This window comes from Cobetia sp. Dlab-2-AX (genome assembly GCF_024124625.1).
Classification (GTDB): Bacteria; Pseudomonadota; Gammaproteobacteria; order Pseudomonadales; family Halomonadaceae; genus Cobetia.
In genome coordinates this window covers 210,440-225,694 of sequence record NZ_JAMXRV010000002.1, presented here as the reverse complement: position 1 = coordinate 225,694, position 15,255 = coordinate 210,440, and the positions used below count along the sequence as shown (strand labels likewise).

The window sequence follows — 15,255 nt, the reverse complement described above, 5'->3', positions numbered from 1 at the left end:
CGCCGTTGGCCGTCTTTTTTTTGTGCAAGTTAACTGGTATATACCAATGAGCATTCAACATCCGTACCTGCTGACTCCCGGTCCCTTGACCACCAGTGCGAGCGTCAAGGCCGCCATGATGAAGGATTGGGGCTCCTGGGATCAGGACTTCAACACCAAGACCGCCGAGATCTGCCAGCAGTTGCTCCGCTGTGCCAATGCCAGTGGGCACCATGAGTGCGTGCCGATGCAGGGCAGCGGTACCTTCGCGGTCGAGGCGGCGCTGGGCAGTCTGATCGAGCCAACGAGTAAGACGCTGGTGCTGGTCAATGGCGCCTATGGCAAGCGGCTGGTCAGTCTGCTGACCCGCATGGGGCGCGACTGCGACGTACTGGTGTGGGGCGATGCCGAGGCGCCGTGTGCCAAGGCCGTGGCCGACAGACTCGCGGCAAGACCCGAGATCGGTCATGTCGCCATGATTCACTGTGAGACAAGCTCCGGGATGCTCAATCCGGTGGCGGCCATCGCCGAGGTGGTGGCAGCACATGGTCGTGAGCTGATCCTCGATTCGATGAGTGGCTTCGGTGCGTTGGAGATCGACGCGCAACGTACCCCATTTCTGGCGCTGATCTCCTCGGCCAACAAATGCTTCGAAGGGGCGCCGGGGTTCGGCTTCGTGATTGCCCGGCGCGATGCGCTGCAGGCGGCACAGGGGCGTAGCCACTCATTGTCGCTGGACCTGCACGATCAATGGCAGTACCTCAAGCGCACTGGGCAATGGCGTTATACCCCGCCGACTCACGTGGTGGCGGCGTTTCACCAGGCGCTGAAGGAACACGCCGAGGAGGGCGGCGTCGCGGGTCGCCACGCCCGGTATCACGCCAACATGCAGCGACTGGTGGCAGGCATGCGTCAGCGCGGCTTCACGACTCTGCTCGACGATGCCTGGCTGTCGCCGATCATCACCACCTTCCTGAGCCCGGCACACCCGGACTTCGACTTTTCACGTTTCTACGCCGAGCTCAAGGCACGTGGCTTCATCATCTACCCGGGCAAGCTCACCGACGTGGAGAGCTTCCGCATCGGCAGCATCGGGCAGCTGGATGTCCGCGTGATGGATCAACTTCTGGCCGCCGTGGATGACGCGCTGGCCACCCTGGGTGTCGACGATGCCCGCCCGTGCGCTGACGCTGTCGCACTCAACTGACTGGAGAACTGACATGCAATATCACACCCCGGATCGTCTGCAGGCTGCCATCTTCGATTGGGCCGGCACCCTGGTGGATTTCGGCTCCTTCGCGCCGACCCAGATCTTCGTCGAGGCCTTCGCGGAAATCGGCGTGGCCATCAGTCTGGAAGAGGCGCGCGGCCCGATGGGCATGGGCAAATGGGAACACATCCGCACCCTGTGTGATGACCCTGCGATCGCGGCCCGTTTCGAGGCGGCCTGTGGCCACGCCCCGAGTGATGCCGATGTCACGGCGCTTTATGAGCGCTTCATGCCGCTGCAGATCGACAAGATTGGGGCGCACTCCGCACTGATTCCCGGCGCGCTCGAGGTCATCAACGGGTTGCGCGACAAGGGCATCAAGATCGGCTCCTGCTCCGGCTACCCCCGCGAGGTGCTCGAGCAGGTGGTCGCACGGGGCAAGGGCAATGGGCTGGTGGTGGACCATGTCGTGGCCACCGATGAGGTGCCCAAGGGGCGACCCTCGCCGGCGCAGTCTCTGGCCAATGTCATCGCGCTGGGCATCACTGACGTGGCGGCCTGTGTGAAGGTGGATGACACGGCGCCGGGGCTGCTGGAAGGTCGCAGTGCCGGCATGTGGACGGTCGCGCTGACCTGCTCCGGCAACGCCATGGGGCTGGATCACGCGGCGTTCATGGCCCTGTCAGAGGCAGAGCTCAACGAAAGGCGCATCGCCATCGAAGCCCAGTTCGCGCCGTCCGGGCCACACTTCATGATCGATACGATCGCGCAGCTGCCAGAGGTGATCCGCGAGATCGAGGCGCGTCTGGCGCGCGGTGAGCGCCCCTGACAGCCTGGTGATGGGGCGGTGACACCAGGCCTGACGCTGCACTGCCTGTCACCTCGCTCGCCCACCTTGATCTACCATTTCACCCCACCACTTCACTTCACCCCTTCAGGCGCCAGCCTCGGGCCCTTGTACCAGGCCTTGAGGCTGGCGTCTTCTCGCGAAAGGTAAGGACATATGCTCATTGGCGATTGCCGCCTGGTTGCCCTGAAAGCCCGTAATTTCCTCATGCCCGTCCGCATGCCTGTCCCCATGCACGCGCAAGCTCAGTCTCACGCCCAATTTCATGCTCAGGCTCAATCTCAAGCTCAAGCTCAAGCTCAAGCCCACACGATTGCCGTGAGCGCCCCTTGAGCCCACTGGCGCTGGGACTCATCCTGATCTCGGTCTGTCTGCATGCCGGCTGGAATCTGCTCGGCAAGGGGCGAGCACCGTCGCTGGCCTTCTTCATGCTGGCCATGGCCAGTGGTGCGCTGATCTTTGCGCCGCTGCTGGGACTGGGGCCATCGTTTGCCGTGCTGCCCGGTGAATTCTGGGGCTGGCTGGTGGCCACCGGACTCTGTCAGGTGCTCTACATGGGCGGACTTGCCTGGGCCTATGCGCGGGGAGAGGTCAGTGTGCTGTATCCCATCGCGCGGGCCTTGCCGGTAGTGCTGGTGCCGCTGGTGTCGCTGAGTCTGCTGGGCAGTCAGGCGCTCACGGCGTTGGATCTGGTCAGTATGGGGCTGATCGTGCTCGGCGCGTTGGTGCTGCCCTTGAGCAGTCCGCAGGGCCTGCGCCCCTCGACCTACCTGACGCCAGCGTTGGGGTTCGCGCTGCTGGCAGCAGTCGGCACCACCGGCTATTCGCTGATCGACAAGCAGGCGCTCGATATCATGGTGAGTGTCGGTTACTCGCCCACCTCGGCGGGCGCTGTCTTCCTGGTGTTGCAGGCCATCATGACCGTCGCCTGGGGCGCGCTGCTGGTGATGTTGCTGCCGACAGAGCGTCGCCGTCTGCCCGCGCTATGGCGGGGGGAGCGGGGCAGCATGGTGCTGACCGGCGTGATGGTGATGGCGACCTACGGACTGGTGCTGGTTGCCATGACGCTGACGGCGGAGGTCAGCCTCGTCGTGGCGATGCGTCAACTGTCGATCCCTCTGGGAGTAGTGCTCGGCGTGGTCTGGTTGCGCGAGCGAGCGGCCATCGCCAAGTGGATCGGTATCGTCATCATGCTGGCGGGGCTGTGGACCGTTGCGCTGATATAAGGAAGGGCGTGGCATGAGGCACAAAAAAAGCGAGACAGGCGGCTGCCTGTCTCGCTTTTGGTCTTTCTGCGGGCGCTGGCGGGGCATCACGCTGTCGTGAGCCCCTTCACCGCCATACTTACTTGGCGTCTGCCACCAGCATTTCCAGCGTGGCGCGTGCGCCGTTGTCGTGCAGGCTCTTCAGGGCCTTGAGATAGGCATCGCGGAAGCGCGGCTGATCGACCAGATCACCGAACAGTTCACGGTTGTCCAGGAAGGCAGTCGGCTCTTCGCGCTGACGGCTGGCGCGCTCCATCAGCTCGTCCTTCAGCGGGTCGACCACGTCGATGGTCTCGCCTTGCTCGTCCACGCCTTCTGCATAACGTGCCCAGCTGGCCACGACGGCTGCAGTACGACGCAGTTCGCCGTCGGTCTTGAGCTGTGCGTGAGCCACCGGGATCAGGAACTTCGGAATGCGGTCGGAGGTCTCGGCGCACAGACGCGCGAGGGTGTCCTTGACTTCCGGGTTGGCGAAACGCTCGATCAGCGTGCGGCAATGAGCGTCGAGATCGATACCCGGCAGCTGAGCCAGCGTCGGACGGGCTTCCTCGTTCATGTAGCCGAGCAGGAAATCGACGATCAGCGGGTCGTTGCAGGCTTCATGGGCGTAGCGATAGCCGGCCAGATAGCCGAAGTAGCACAGCGCCTGGTGACCGGCATTGAGCAGACGCAGCTTCATCAGCTCATAGGGCTCGACATCTTCCACCGGCTGCACGCCGGCATCTTCAAAGGCCGGGCGGCCATTGGCGAAGTGGTCTTCCAGCACCCACTGGGTGAAGGGCTCGCAGACCACCGGCCAGGCGTCTTCCACGCCGAAACGTGAGGACAGCTCTTCGATGTCAGCCTGCGTGGTCACCGGCGTGATGCGGTCGACCATGGAGTTGGGGAAGGGCACTTCAGCTTCGATCCATGCCGCCAGCTCGGCATCACGTGCACGCGCGTAGGCAGTGAACATCTTGTGAGCGACGTTGCCGTTGCCTTCGATGTTGTCACAGGACATCACGGTGAACGGGGTGACGCCACGCTCGCGACGACGTGCCAGGGCTTCGGTGATCAGGCCGAAGCTGGTCTTGGCTTCCCCCGGGTTGGCCAGGTCGTGCTGGACGTCGGCGTTCTCGAGATTGAATTCGCCGCTGACCGGGTGGAAGTTGTAGCCACCTTCGGTGACGGTCAGCGAGACGATGCGGATCGCCGGGTCGGCCATCAGCTCGATGACGGCATCCGGGGAGTCCGGGGCAAAGCGGTAATCGATGATGGAACCCACCACGCGCGGCTCATAGTTGCCGTCCGGGTGCTTGAGTACCACGGTGTAGAGGTGGTCCTGCGAGGCCAGGGCTTCCTGCATGCGGCGGTCGCCCGGCATCACGCCGACGCCGACGATGCCCCAGTCCAGCGCCTTGCCCTGATTCATCAGCTCGTCGAGGTACATGGCCTGGTGCGCACGATGGAAACCGCCCACGCCGAAGTGGACGATACCGGCGCTGACTGCAGTGCGATCATAGTTCGGAGTGGCTACCTTGGCGTCCAGCTGAGTCAGACTGGCATTGGAGAGACGGGTCATGGGAGGTCTCCTGCCGCGTGTCGCGGTCGAGTCGAGATGGGTAGAGAAAGGGTAGGTCGTAACGGCCAGCGGCGAAGGTCACCCGCGTGATTCAGGCTTCCTTCGCCGCTGGCATGGCAGGGGCTGGCCCCTGCCGACTCAGCTAGCGGTGGCCGCTTGCTTCGGGGACTGCTTGTTGAACAGCGCCTTGCTGCGCTGCAGTTCCCAGTACGCGAAGATGAAGTAGATGATCGTCGACCAGATGGTCACGTCATAGAACAGCTCGCGATTCGCTTCGTAGCTGGCCAGGTCGGGGCTGCCGAACAGCACGCGCAGCGCGAGGACCAACGGTACCGCCAGGCCCAGCACCATCCAGATGGCCTTGATGACCTTGGTCAAGCCCGAAGTGTCCTTGACCGGTGCTTGGTTGATGGTCTCGGCCTGCTTGGCGTGCAGGACTTCGACACGCTCCTGGAATTCCCGCTCGGCCGCTTCGGCTTTCGGGTAGGACGCTGCAGCACCGGCAGATCTGGCCATCAGGGTGTAGAGAATGATGGAGACGAACCAGGTCGGCAGGAACAGGTAGTAGAACGGGATCACATCGACCATCTCGAGGCCGAAACCGAAGATCAGAGACAGCGCCCAGGTCGCCAGCGCCGGCGTGTTGTGCTTCACGCCCTTGTAGCGTGCCCAGTAACGGCTGAAGCCGAGTTTCGGGAACAGGTGATGCTCAGCGAAGATGATCCCGCCGACCGGCACCAGCACCAGACCCGCATAGGTGAGCAGTGGCAGCATGCTGCGGTAGACGAACGGGAAGCAGCTGAGCACGGCAACGCAGATGCCCACGGCCAGCGTCGCCTTGTTGCGCGACAGGTTCGGCATCGCCGACTGTGCGGCAAGGCCCGCGCGGTACAGGTTGGCGTTGGCGGTTGTCCAGCCTGCGACCACCACGATCACGAAGCCAGCGGCGCCCAAGGCGTGCAGTGCCACTTCACCCGGTTCCAGCACATCGATGCTGATGCCGGCGACGGCAGCGGTGGCCGCGCCCATCAGGCCGGCGGAGATCCAGGCGACGTAGTGGCCGAACATCATGCCGGTGCTGGTGGCGAGACCGGAGCGCATGCCCTTGGCATAGCGCAGCAGCGCCATGTCGATCAGACCGAAGTGAGAGAAGGTGTTGGCCGCCCAGGCGAAGCCGATGACTTCCCAGATGCCGATGCCGGCTTCACCTTGCGAGTTGACTCCGGTGAATACCGTACTGCCACCGACTTCGATCAAGGTAGCGAAGCTGTCAAGAGTGGTCTCGCCGGTGACGGATTCGGTCAGTTCCGGCAGCAGTACCATGCCGCCGACGGTGAACATCAGCATCAGCCACGGGGCGCAGATGCTGGCAAATTCGGTCAGGGCGTTGAAGCCATAGACCGCGACCAGTACCACGATGGCGGCAACGGCCAGTGCCAGCAGGATGAACTCGAAGCTGGTGGGGTAGGACTGGGTCTGGGCCGGAATGTCGAACAGCAGCCTGACCGCCGTGGCGGAAACGGTGATCATGGCCGCCGAGATGGCGGTGAATATGATCACGTTGGCCCAGTTGTAGAGCCGTGACATCGAATCACCGGCAATACGGTGAAGGTAGGTGAAGAGGCTCAGACGGGTCTCGATCGCGATTGGCGTCGTGATCAACCAGAAGCTGAGCACTGCGAGGCCATTACCGATCAGCAGGCCAAGCAGGATATCCCAGATACCCGCACCGAGCGCCACGAAGGTGGCACCGATGACAAATTCGGTCGCGGCAACGTGCTCGGCGGCATAGAGACCGGCAAAGTGCGGCCACCGATGCAGTTTGTGACGTGGCACCGGCAGTAGCTCATCGTCCATATGGGCGATCTGCCGATCCAAATCTGGCGCAGTACTGGCCATGATTGGCTCCTGTTTTTTTACGGCTTGTCTTGCTGCTCCTACCCGAGATGTCACGCAGCCGCCTTGGCGACCCTGTCGGCGATGACGAGGGTAGATCGTCTATTATCGATCAAATGACTCAGGTTTGGTGCAAATGATCGGTTAATGGTCATCAAAACGCAAAGCCCGCGTGCTTGAACTTTGGGCTATGCCTTTGAGTGATCCTGGCTATTGACCTCAGGAATGCGCTGAAGGCCGCATGAAATCTGGGATTGCGCGGGAGTGTCTCGGTTCAATGACACGATTCAGCAATGTGAATTTTTCCGTTCTCACACCTCGTTCGGTGTCTGAAGCATTGTGTCCTGGCTAAACGGACAACGATCCAGGGTCAGATATCCCCCATCTTTGAGGGTGGTCTTGCACCGATGTGGTGCGACCGGCGTACCAGGCATCGTCTCTTTCTTGCCATGCCTCAGCAGTCTCCTGATCGAGGCTCGAGAGTCGAGAGAGGAAAAGGAGTAACGGCAAGGGAAGCGGGGAGGGCAGCGAAAGTCGGGTCGCTGCGAGCGAGCACTATAGAGAGCGCTATAGAGGTGGCGACATATAAAGGTAGGTGTTGGTCAGTGACGACATCAGTTTCGGCACAATGCGACGGCAAGTGCATGAAATAACGACAAATAACGAGGAAAATGAGACATCTTGCGGCGTTCCCCGGTTCTCGCTAAGGTTGCGCAACACTGTTTCCTAACCAGGAAGCCCCAACATGATTCCCGACGCTGTGATTGGCGGCGGGGCACGGCGAAGAGGCCAGCCATGCGAACGCGCACACTGACCATTCTGATGATGATATTCGCGCTGCTGGGAGCCCCGCTGGCTCAGGCAGGACCGCACGATAGAGGCCATGGGCATCATGACCGTGGGCATGGCCACCACGACCGCGGCCATCATCACGGAAAACATCATAAGAAGCACTACAAGCAGAAGCGTCACCATGAACGCCACCGTCATGAGGCGCGACGCCACCACCAGTGGCGCCGTGGCGATCATCTGCCGCGTCATTACTATTCCGACAGCCGCTACTGGGTGAAGGACTGGCACCATCGCCACCTCTCCAAGCCGCCGCGCGGGCATCGATGGCTGAACATCGATGGACGCTATGTGCTGGCCGCCGTAGCAGATGGCGCGATCACGGCCATCATTCTCAATCGCTGATTTCTGCCGCATGGTCAGACGTCAGACGTCAGACGTCAGACAGCAAGACCAAAGACAAGGGCCTCCAGTGAGGCCCTTTCTTGTGCTTGTCGTCCACGTTATGACATGGCGAGGCTGCCGACGCAGGTCAGGCTCGGGCAGCATTCTCAGGCGTAGGCGCTGCAAACCCAGGTCATGGTCGCCGGGGTGTCACCGTTGTAGGTGATGGCGTGTCCGAGGGTGCTGTCGAAGGCCAGGCTGTCACCGACCTTGAGCAGGATGGGGTCGTAGAGTTCGGTCCAGACCGTCACCTCGCCGCTGGTCACGATGATCTGTTCCTGGCCGGAATGTTTTTGCAGGCCGCCGAACTCCTCGAGACTGCGATTGAGCACGGTGGTTTCCAATACCATGTATTCCTTGGACGCCACATTGTTGCAAAGCGGTCGATAGCGGTAGTTGGGCGTCTCGATGACGTCTCCCTCCTGCGCTCGCGTCAAGGCGAGCCAACCCCGAAATGACGTGTCCTCCGTGTGATAGAACAGCTCGCTGACATCCACCTTCAGGCCTTTGGCGAGGTTCACGATCGCCTCGAAGGTCGGTGAGATGCGTCCATTCTCGATTCTCGACACGCTGGCCGCCGAGATACCTGACGCGCTGGCCACGGCCGCGATGGTCAGCCCCTTCTCCTTGCGTAGTGCCTTTAGATTGTCACCAATGGCGCCTGCCTTGCGTTCTCGGTGCTTCAGGGCGATCGGCGTTTCCTGGTGGGGTGTCATGTCAGCGTGCTCCATCGTGTTCATCTGCTGGGGTGGCGTCTGTCGCTGCCTATGCCGGTGTAGCGCAAGAGCACGAGCTTTCAGGTCATGCTGCGGCAGGGAGAGGCATGAACGCCATGATGGCGTCCATTTAGGGCTCCCATGAGAAAAATGTCGAGCCTGATATCCATATTTGACCCAATATTGCATATATGCAATTGTGAAGGCGAATGCGCAATCGACAGTGGCCGCCCACTGGGCGTGTATCCGTCCTCAGCCTGCATCAGGCATTCGCCTGCAGGTGCGCATGGCATTGCGCGCTAATTAAAATAATTACGGGAAAACAATAATGTACAACTTCAAGAAACAGCTCCTCGGCATGGGTATCGCTGCCAGCCTGTTGGCGACTGCCACGACTCAGGCGGCGGACATCGAGTGGAAGATGGCGACACCGTGGGGCGGTGGGCCCTGGCTTGAACGGGATGCCAAAACCTTCGCGGACTATGCAAACGAATTGACCAATGGTGATGTGAGCATCCAGGTGTTCCCCGGCGGCACCTTGGGCGGCGCGCTGCGTGTCACCAATACCGTGAAGTCCGGTGTCGCACAGATCAGCCATAACTACATCAACTATGACTACGGAACTGACCCGACGGCAGCGCTGCTGGCCGGGCACTCCAGCGGCCTGACGCCGGAAGAATTCATGCTGTGGATGTACGAAGGCGGCGGCGTCGAGCTCTATGAAGCCTTCCGTCGCGAGGTATTCGGCGTCGTGGCCTTCCCGTGCTCGACTCTGGGCACCGAGATATTCCTGCACTCGAGCAAGAAGGTGCAGACGCTTGAAGACTTCCAGGGCCTGCGCCTGAGAACCTCCGGTGCCTGGGCGGAGATCGCCTCGCGGCTGGGTGCCTCCACCGTGGTGATGGCCGGCAGTGACATCTATACGGCGCTGGATCGGGGGGTGATCGATGCGGCGGAGTGGGGAAGTCCTGAGCTCAACAAGCCGACCGGTTTCCAGAATGTGGCGCAGTACGTCATCTTGCCCGGCATCCATCAGTCGGGCGGCATTCTTGAGTGTGAAGTGAATGTCGAGGCCTGGGACGGCCTGAGCGAAGCCCAGCAGAGCCAGTTGCGCCTCGCGGGCAAGCTGAGCGTGTTCGAGTCCTGGCTGGATAGCTCCTTTGCCGATCTCAAGGCCTTCAAGGAGCTGGAGGAAGGCCCCAACGAAATCGTGCAGCTGGACCAATCCTTCATCGATGCCATCTACGAAGAGACGCGCGCCTGGGAAGACGAGAAGGCGGGCGAGAACGAGTGGTTCGCACGTGTGCTCGAGTCGCAACGTACCTTCAAGCAGAACATGACGACCTGGCAGGACTACCGTTTGCCGATCGGGGAAATGGGGCGCTGAGTCCTCCTGAATGATGTCCCTGGCCCGGGCGATACCTGTATCGCCCGGGCTCTTTCCTCGTCGTCAGCTTGGTGAGTTGCCATGAAAATCGTCGCTGTCATTGAGCGCCAGACCCGCTGGGCCGGGTATCTGGGGGCAGTCTTGATACTGCCGCTGGTGCTTGCGTTGGTCTATGAAGTCTTCAGTCGTTATGTGCTGGGAAGGCCCACCTTGTGGGCGTATGAAGTCAGCTACATGGTGATGGGTGCCATCTTCATGCTTGGCATGGCCAATGCCCTGCGTGTCGGCCAGCACGTCAGTGTGGATGTGTTGAGCCAGAATTTTGCACCGCGTCTCAGGGCGGGAGTTCATCTGGCCTGTTATGCGGTATTGCTGCCGGTATTGATGTGGCTTGTCTGGGAGCTTTGGTTCTATGCGCTCGAGGCGTTCTCCAGCAATGAGCGCTCCGGACGTTCTGCCTGGAATCCGGTGATCTGGCCGGTCTTCGGCGTGTGGTGGTTGGGCTTTGTCTATCTGACGCTGCAGGTGATCGCGGAGATATTGAAACTCTGGAGCACACTGCTGGGCCATGATCATGGCGCGGAGGTGTCCTCATGAGCGACTTCATTGCCCTTATCATGTTCCCTGCGCTCATCGCGCTGATCGTGCTCGGTTTCCCGATTGCCTTCTCGATGATCGTCGTCGCTACCGTCTTTGGTGTTGCCCAGTTCGGGGATGCCGCGGCCTATCAACTGCTGACCAAGATCGAGGACACGGCGTCCAACTCCATTCTGGCTGCCGTGCCCCTGTTCATCTTCATGGGCGCGATGCTCGAGAATTCCGGCATTGCCGAGCGACTGTTCGGGGCTATCCATCTGTGGACACGCCGGATGCCCGGCGGACTGGGCGTCGGCGCGGTCATCATGGGCACCATCTTCGCCGCTGCCAGTGGTGTCGTCGGGGCCACCGAGGCCGTGATCGGCATGCTGGCGGTGCCTGTCATGCTCAAGCACCAATATGACAAGTCGCTGATCTCCGGCACTATCTGTGCCAGTGGCTCATTGGGCACGGCGATTCCGCCTTCCATTACCGTGGTCATTCTCGGGCCTGTCGCGGGTGTCTCCGTCGGATCACTGTTCAGTGGTCTGCTGATCCCGGGCCTGCTGATGGCGCTGCTGTTCCTCCTCTATATCGTCGTGGTCTGTGCGCTGAAGCCAGCCCTTGCGCCGCGACTCAAGGAAGATGAGCAGCATCCGGGGTGGGGCAAGCTGCTCACCATTACTCTGAGTGCGCTGCTGCCGACCATGAGTCTGATTCTGGTGGTGCTGGGCACGATTCTGATGGGCATCGCCACGCCGACGGAAGCGGCAGCCTGCGGGGCGCTCGGCTCCGTATTGCTGGCACTGGGGTATCGCAATCTCACGCTGTCCATCCTGTGGAACGCGGCGATACGCACACTCAACATCACCGCGATGATTCTGCTGATCGTGCTGGGCGGCAACATGTTCGCGGGCGTCTTCTTCGCCTCCGGCGGGATGGCCACCGTTCAGTCGCTGCTGCTGGATACCGGCTTGAGCCCGTGGCTGATTCTTGGCGCCATCCTGCTGATCGCCTTCCTGGCCGGTTTCGTGCTCGACATGATCTCGGTGGTCCTGATCGTCATCCCTGTGGCGATGCCGGTCATCGGCCTGCTCGGGTTCGATGAGATCTGGTTCTGCGTGGCCTTCCTGATCGTGATGCAGACGAGTTATCTGACACCGCCGTTGGCGCCCTCCATCTTCTATCTGCGTGCCATCACGCCTCCTGAAGTGACGCTGAAGCACATGTACAAGGGGGTGATGCCCTTCATCTTCCTGCAGCTGGTGGTGTTGGCGCTGATCCTGGTCTTCCCGGGGCTGGCGCTGTGGCTGCCTGATGCCATCAGCGGACCGTCATGGAAATGATGGACACCTTAAGGAACGAATTCTCATGAGCGATGCAATGAAGGAAGCGGCAGGAATGGACGTCAATCTCGATCGGGCAGCGCTCAAGGCGCTATGTCACAAGGTGTTGAGCCATCATGGCTTCAGTGAGCCACACGTCGCTGCCATGAGTGATGCGCTGGTGGCGGCGGAAATGGACGGTTGTCGCTCCCATGGGCTCTATCGCCTGATGGGGTTCGTCGCGACGCTGAACAATGGCGGAGTGGTGCCGGACGCCGTGCCGGTGGTCGAGGATACGGCGCCTTCCATCGTCAAGGTGGATGCCAAGGGTGGCTTCTCGTCGCTGGCCTTCCAGCAGGGCGTACCTGAAATGCTCAGCAAGGCGCGAGCCAACGGCATTGCCATTCTGGCCATCAATCATTGCGTGCATGGCACGGCATTGTGGGTCGAGATCGAGAGGTTGACGCGGGAAGGACTGGTCGCCATCGCCTGCAACCCGACCCAGTCGTATATGGCACCCTATGGAGGCAGCCAGCCCCTGCTGGGCACCAATCCCATTGCCTTCGGCTGGCCGCGCGGGGATGGCAACCCTTACGTGTTCGACTTCGCGACCAGCGCCATCGCACGTGGCGATATCGAGCTGCATTGTCGTCAGGGAGATGAGATCCCGCTGGGCTGGGGAGTCGATCGAGAGGGTACGCCGTCACAGGACCCTGCAGAAGTGCTGGATCATGGGGCGATGTTGCCCTTCGGGGATCACAAGGGCTCTGCGCTGGCGATCATGATCGAGTTGATCGCAGGGCCGCTGATCGGTGACATGCTGAGTATCGAGTCCAGCGAGCACGATCAGGGCAAGGGCAGCCTGCCGTATCATGGTGAGCTGATCATCGCGATAGATCCCGCGCGCCTCACGGGCGGCAGCACCCAGCAGAACATGCTGCGCTCTGAAAGGCTGTTCGAACTCGTGAAGCAGCAGGGCGCAAGGCTCTCCTCCGAGCGTCGCTTCAAGGCTCGCCAGAAGCATCAAGAACAGGGCGTCACGCTTTCGAGAGCCTTGTATGGAGATATTCTAAAGCTGGCCTCATGAACCTCCGTGTAGACCGAGCAGTAGAGTGATCGCTGAGAGCACACCTCGAAGAGTCAAATTGCATGAAAAAGAACGGCCGCCCTTGTGCGGCCGTTCCTGTATGAGAGTTTCTGTCATCGGTGTTGTCTTCGGTGCTGCCAACCTCACGCCTGCCAATACTGAGCGCTCATCCAGTTCTGCCTGATTATGCGCACCACTGGTTGAGCCTGCTTTTCAGCAAATGCGCAGATGCTGATAGCGTAAGGTGTCGTGAGGGTGGCTGACGTCACCTGAAGGTCACGCAGGGGAGAGGCACATGACGCTTGAGATGACATCGCGGTTTCGTGGTTGCCTGTTGGGTGGTGCGGTGGGTGACGCCTTAGGGGCGCCGGTGGAATTCCTGTCACACGAGGAGATCCAGGCACGCTTTGGAAGTGAGGCATACGTGACTATGCCCCAGCCTACGGTGGGCTGGGGCGGATTACCGATGATACGCAGATGACGCTGTTTACCGCTGAGGGGCTGTTGCTCAGTCATGTGCGTGGCTGTCTGAGAGGCATCACGACGACGCAAGGCAGTCAGGTCAACAGTGCCTATGAACGCTGGCTTTACACCCAGGGTGAACGCTCGCGGCAGGATACCGAGCAGGAATGGCTGGACAGTGGCTGGCTGATCAAGCAAGGCGAGCTCCATTCGCGCCGCGCCCCGGGCATGACATGTCTGGCAGCGTTAAAGCAGGTGCGTCGCTACAGTGACACTGCGCAGAATGACAGCAAGGGCTGTGGCGGCGTGATGCGCGTCGCGCCGATTGGTTTGTTCGCGCATGTGATGGGAGCCTCCCATGAGATGTGCTTCGCACTCGGGGAAGAGGTCTGCGCGCTGACCCATGGGCATGTGACCGGCCAGCTGACGGGCGGCGTGCTGGCGGTGATGATCCAATGTCTGGTGGCGGGGGATTCGATGGCACAGGCACTTGCGCACGCCATGCGCATTCTCGAGCGCAAGCCGGGCTGCGAAGAGACCATGCAGGCTCTGCAGCAAGCCCGCGAGCTTGCCGAGTCCGGCACTGCGCCGCAGGTGGCTGTCGCAATGCTGGGACTGGGCTGGATCGCGGAAGAGGCCCTGGCGATGTCCGTGTATTGCGCACTCACGGCGCGGGATTTCCGCTCCGCGATTCAGCTGGCGGTCAATCATGATGGGGATTCTGATTCTACGGGCGCCATCACGGGCAATCTGCTCGGGGCGCAATGGGGAGAAGAAGTGATACCGAGTGACTGGCTGGCCCCACTTGAACTGCGAGATGTCATCGGTGAGATCGGGCAGGATCTCCACGATTGTCCGCGCTGGGAGCTCTACACCAACGGTGGTGGCAAGGATGAACGGTGGGTCTGGGAGAAATACCCGGGTTATTGAATCGCGATGCAGCAGCATGAAAAGCGCGGAGCCATCTTCCAATGGCTCCGCGTTTTCGTGTCTGGACCACATTTTCATCGCCCGCGGCGATGCAAGGGCAGCGCAGAGGCGCAGGGAGCGCTTGGAACAGGTGACTTGAGAGGGCGTTCACGAACCCCGTAAGCGGTTGATAATCCTATGCTTATTACCAAAGTCGTAGATGGGTGTCTGTTCAGCCGTTCAGGTGGGCGATGCATTGGTTCGTGATTGGAATCAATGCTGTTCCGGTGGAGGGATATCTCGCGTGGCGGGTTTCGTCCACAATGCGCTCATTCCACATTGCACGAAACGGCAGTCTGGATTCGGTCGATGGCAGGCGTCTGTCAAGACGCCACCACTTTTTTGAAGATGGTATGCATCCAACCCGTTGGCGCAAGCGTAAGACTCTACAGGCACAACGGTGAGGGTTTCAGCAGGGTAGAGAGACATACTGCTGACGAATGCCTTCCTCATGATCGCTACAAAAGTTGAAGTGTCAGGCAGCGGTACCGGAGCAGACCTGAGTGACTGATCGACATTCGATCACTGGCGATATGCACCTTCATAATTGTACAGAAGTGATGCAAAAAGCTTGCAAGAGTTTTGCGTAGTGAGGGTTCTCATCACTTGCGGGTACTGAGGCAATGACAAGGCATCGCAATCTGGTTCTTTGATGGAAACAGTGAGCTGCCAGCGACACGGCTAGTGTGATAGCGCAATAATCATTAGCCTGTTAATAAGTTAGACGGGTGCAGCCGAGACT

Annotated in this window: 13 protein-coding genes; 10 read left to right on the top strand and 3 right to left on the bottom strand. The window is 60.8% G+C overall.

Translation table 11 applies throughout. From position 1 onward, the window contains the following. Window positions 1–46: 46 nt before the first annotated feature. From NH396_RS04070 to NH396_RS04060, 3 genes are all read left to right on the top strand, one after another. A complete protein-coding gene (locus NH396_RS04070; RefSeq protein ID WP_253061895.1) occupies window positions 47–1,186 on the top strand; it encodes a 2-aminoethylphosphonate--pyruvate transaminase in 1,140 nt (379 codons plus the stop codon). Window positions 1,187–1,199: 13 nt separating this feature from the next. Then, window positions 1,200–2,018, top strand: coding sequence for a phosphonoacetaldehyde hydrolase (phnX, locus tag NH396_RS04065; RefSeq protein ID WP_253061893.1), 819 nt, complete (start codon window positions 1,200–1,202; stop codon window positions 2,016–2,018). Between the two features lie 347 nt (window positions 2,019–2,365). Next, entirely contained in the window at window positions 2,366–3,262 is an 897-nt protein-coding gene (locus tag NH396_RS04060) for a drug/metabolite transporter (RefSeq protein WP_253061891.1), read from the top strand. Between the two features lie 118 nt (window positions 3,263–3,380). On the opposite strand, the gene NH396_RS04055 is transcribed toward NH396_RS04060, so the two are convergent. Further along, window positions 3,381–4,862, bottom strand: coding sequence for a mannitol dehydrogenase family protein (locus tag NH396_RS04055; RefSeq protein ID WP_253061889.1), 1,482 nt, complete (start codon window positions 4,860–4,862; stop codon window positions 3,381–3,383). A gap of 138 nt (window positions 4,863–5,000) precedes the next feature. Further along, window positions 5,001–6,761 carry a hypothetical protein gene (locus NH396_RS04050; protein ID WP_253061887.1) on the bottom strand — a complete coding sequence of 587 codons (1,761 nt, stop codon included), beginning with the start codon at window positions 6,759–6,761 and terminating at the stop codon, window positions 5,001–5,003. 792 nt (window positions 6,762–7,553) lie between these two features. Between NH396_RS04050 and NH396_RS04045 the strand changes: the two genes are divergently transcribed. Then, a complete protein-coding gene (locus tag NH396_RS04045; protein WP_253061885.1) occupies window positions 7,554–7,952 on the top strand; it encodes an RcnB family protein in 399 nt (132 codons plus the stop codon). 146 nt (window positions 7,953–8,098) lie between these two features. Here NH396_RS04045 and NH396_RS04040 read toward each other — a convergent pair whose 3' ends face one another. Further along, window positions 8,099–8,707, bottom strand: coding sequence for an XRE family transcriptional regulator (locus tag NH396_RS04040; protein WP_253061883.1), 609 nt, complete (start codon window positions 8,705–8,707; stop codon window positions 8,099–8,101). Between the two features lie 328 nt (window positions 8,708–9,035). Here NH396_RS04040 and NH396_RS04035 point away from each other — a divergent pair, with 328 nt between their 5' ends. The 6 genes from NH396_RS04035 (at window position 9,036) to NH396_RS04015 (ending at window position 14,474) form a co-directional block, all read left to right on the top strand. Beyond that, on the top strand, window positions 9,036–10,094 hold the full coding sequence (locus tag NH396_RS04035; protein ID WP_253061881.1) for a C4-dicarboxylate ABC transporter substrate-binding protein: 1,059 nt from the start codon (window positions 9,036–9,038) through the stop codon (window positions 10,092–10,094). Window positions 10,095–10,175: 81 nt separating this feature from the next. Beyond that, the gene (locus NH396_RS04030; RefSeq protein WP_176676826.1) at window positions 10,176–10,691 is read left to right on the top strand and encodes a TRAP transporter small permease subunit; all 516 of its coding nucleotides are present in this window, start codon (window positions 10,176–10,178) and stop codon (window positions 10,689–10,691) included. After that, window positions 10,688–12,016: a TRAP transporter large permease subunit gene (locus NH396_RS04025; RefSeq protein ID WP_253061879.1), complete on the top strand. Its 1,329-nt coding sequence runs from the start codon at window positions 10,688–10,690 to the stop codon at window positions 12,014–12,016. The genes NH396_RS04030 and NH396_RS04025 overlap by 4 nt, the downstream gene beginning before the upstream one ends. Before the next feature lie 25 nt (window positions 12,017–12,041). Further along, window positions 12,042–13,082: an Ldh family oxidoreductase gene (locus NH396_RS04020; RefSeq protein ID WP_253061877.1), complete on the top strand. Its 1,041-nt coding sequence runs from the start codon at window positions 12,042–12,044 to the stop codon at window positions 13,080–13,082. Between the two features lie 295 nt (window positions 13,083–13,377). Beyond that, a complete protein-coding gene (locus tag NH396_RS17130; protein WP_366071400.1) occupies window positions 13,378–13,563 on the top strand; it encodes an ADP-ribosylglycohydrolase family protein in 186 nt (61 codons plus the stop codon). Continuing rightward, entirely contained in the window at window positions 13,560–14,474 is a 915-nt protein-coding gene (locus NH396_RS04015) for an ADP-ribosylglycohydrolase family protein (protein ID WP_253061875.1), read from the top strand. Before NH396_RS17130 ends, NH396_RS04015 begins: the two co-directional genes overlap by 4 nt. Window positions 14,475–15,255 lie beyond the last annotated feature (781 nt).

Coding starts and splice junctions, on each gene's coding strand:
- NH396_RS04070 (WP_253061895.1), top strand. CDS start 47: ATGAGCATTCAACATCCGTACCTGCTGACTCCCGGTCCCTTGACCACC.
- phnX (WP_253061893.1), top strand. CDS start 1,200: ATGCAATATCACACCCCGGATCGTCTGCAGGCTGCCATCTTCGATTGG.
- NH396_RS04055 (WP_253061889.1), bottom strand. CDS start 4,862: ATGACCCGTCTCTCCAATGCCAGTCTGACTCAGCTGGACGCCAAGGTA.
- NH396_RS04050 (WP_253061887.1), bottom strand. CDS start 6,761: ATGGCCAGTACTGCGCCAGATTTGGATCGGCAGATCGCCCATATGGAC.
- NH396_RS04045 (WP_253061885.1), top strand. CDS start 7,554: ATGCGAACGCGCACACTGACCATTCTGATGATGATATTCGCGCTGCTG.
- NH396_RS04040 (WP_253061883.1), bottom strand. CDS start 8,707: ATGACACCCCACCAGGAAACGCCGATCGCCCTGAAGCACCGAGAACGC.
- NH396_RS04035 (WP_253061881.1), top strand. CDS start 9,036: ATGTACAACTTCAAGAAACAGCTCCTCGGCATGGGTATCGCTGCCAGC.
- NH396_RS04030 (WP_176676826.1), top strand. CDS start 10,176: ATGAAAATCGTCGCTGTCATTGAGCGCCAGACCCGCTGGGCCGGGTAT.
- NH396_RS04025 (WP_253061879.1), top strand. CDS start 10,688: ATGAGCGACTTCATTGCCCTTATCATGTTCCCTGCGCTCATCGCGCTG.
- NH396_RS04020 (WP_253061877.1), top strand. CDS start 12,042: ATGAGCGATGCAATGAAGGAAGCGGCAGGAATGGACGTCAATCTCGAT.
- NH396_RS17130 (WP_366071400.1), top strand. CDS start 13,378: ATGACGCTTGAGATGACATCGCGGTTTCGTGGTTGCCTGTTGGGTGGT.
- NH396_RS04015 (WP_253061875.1), top strand. CDS start 13,560: ATGACGCTGTTTACCGCTGAGGGGCTGTTGCTCAGTCATGTGCGTGGC.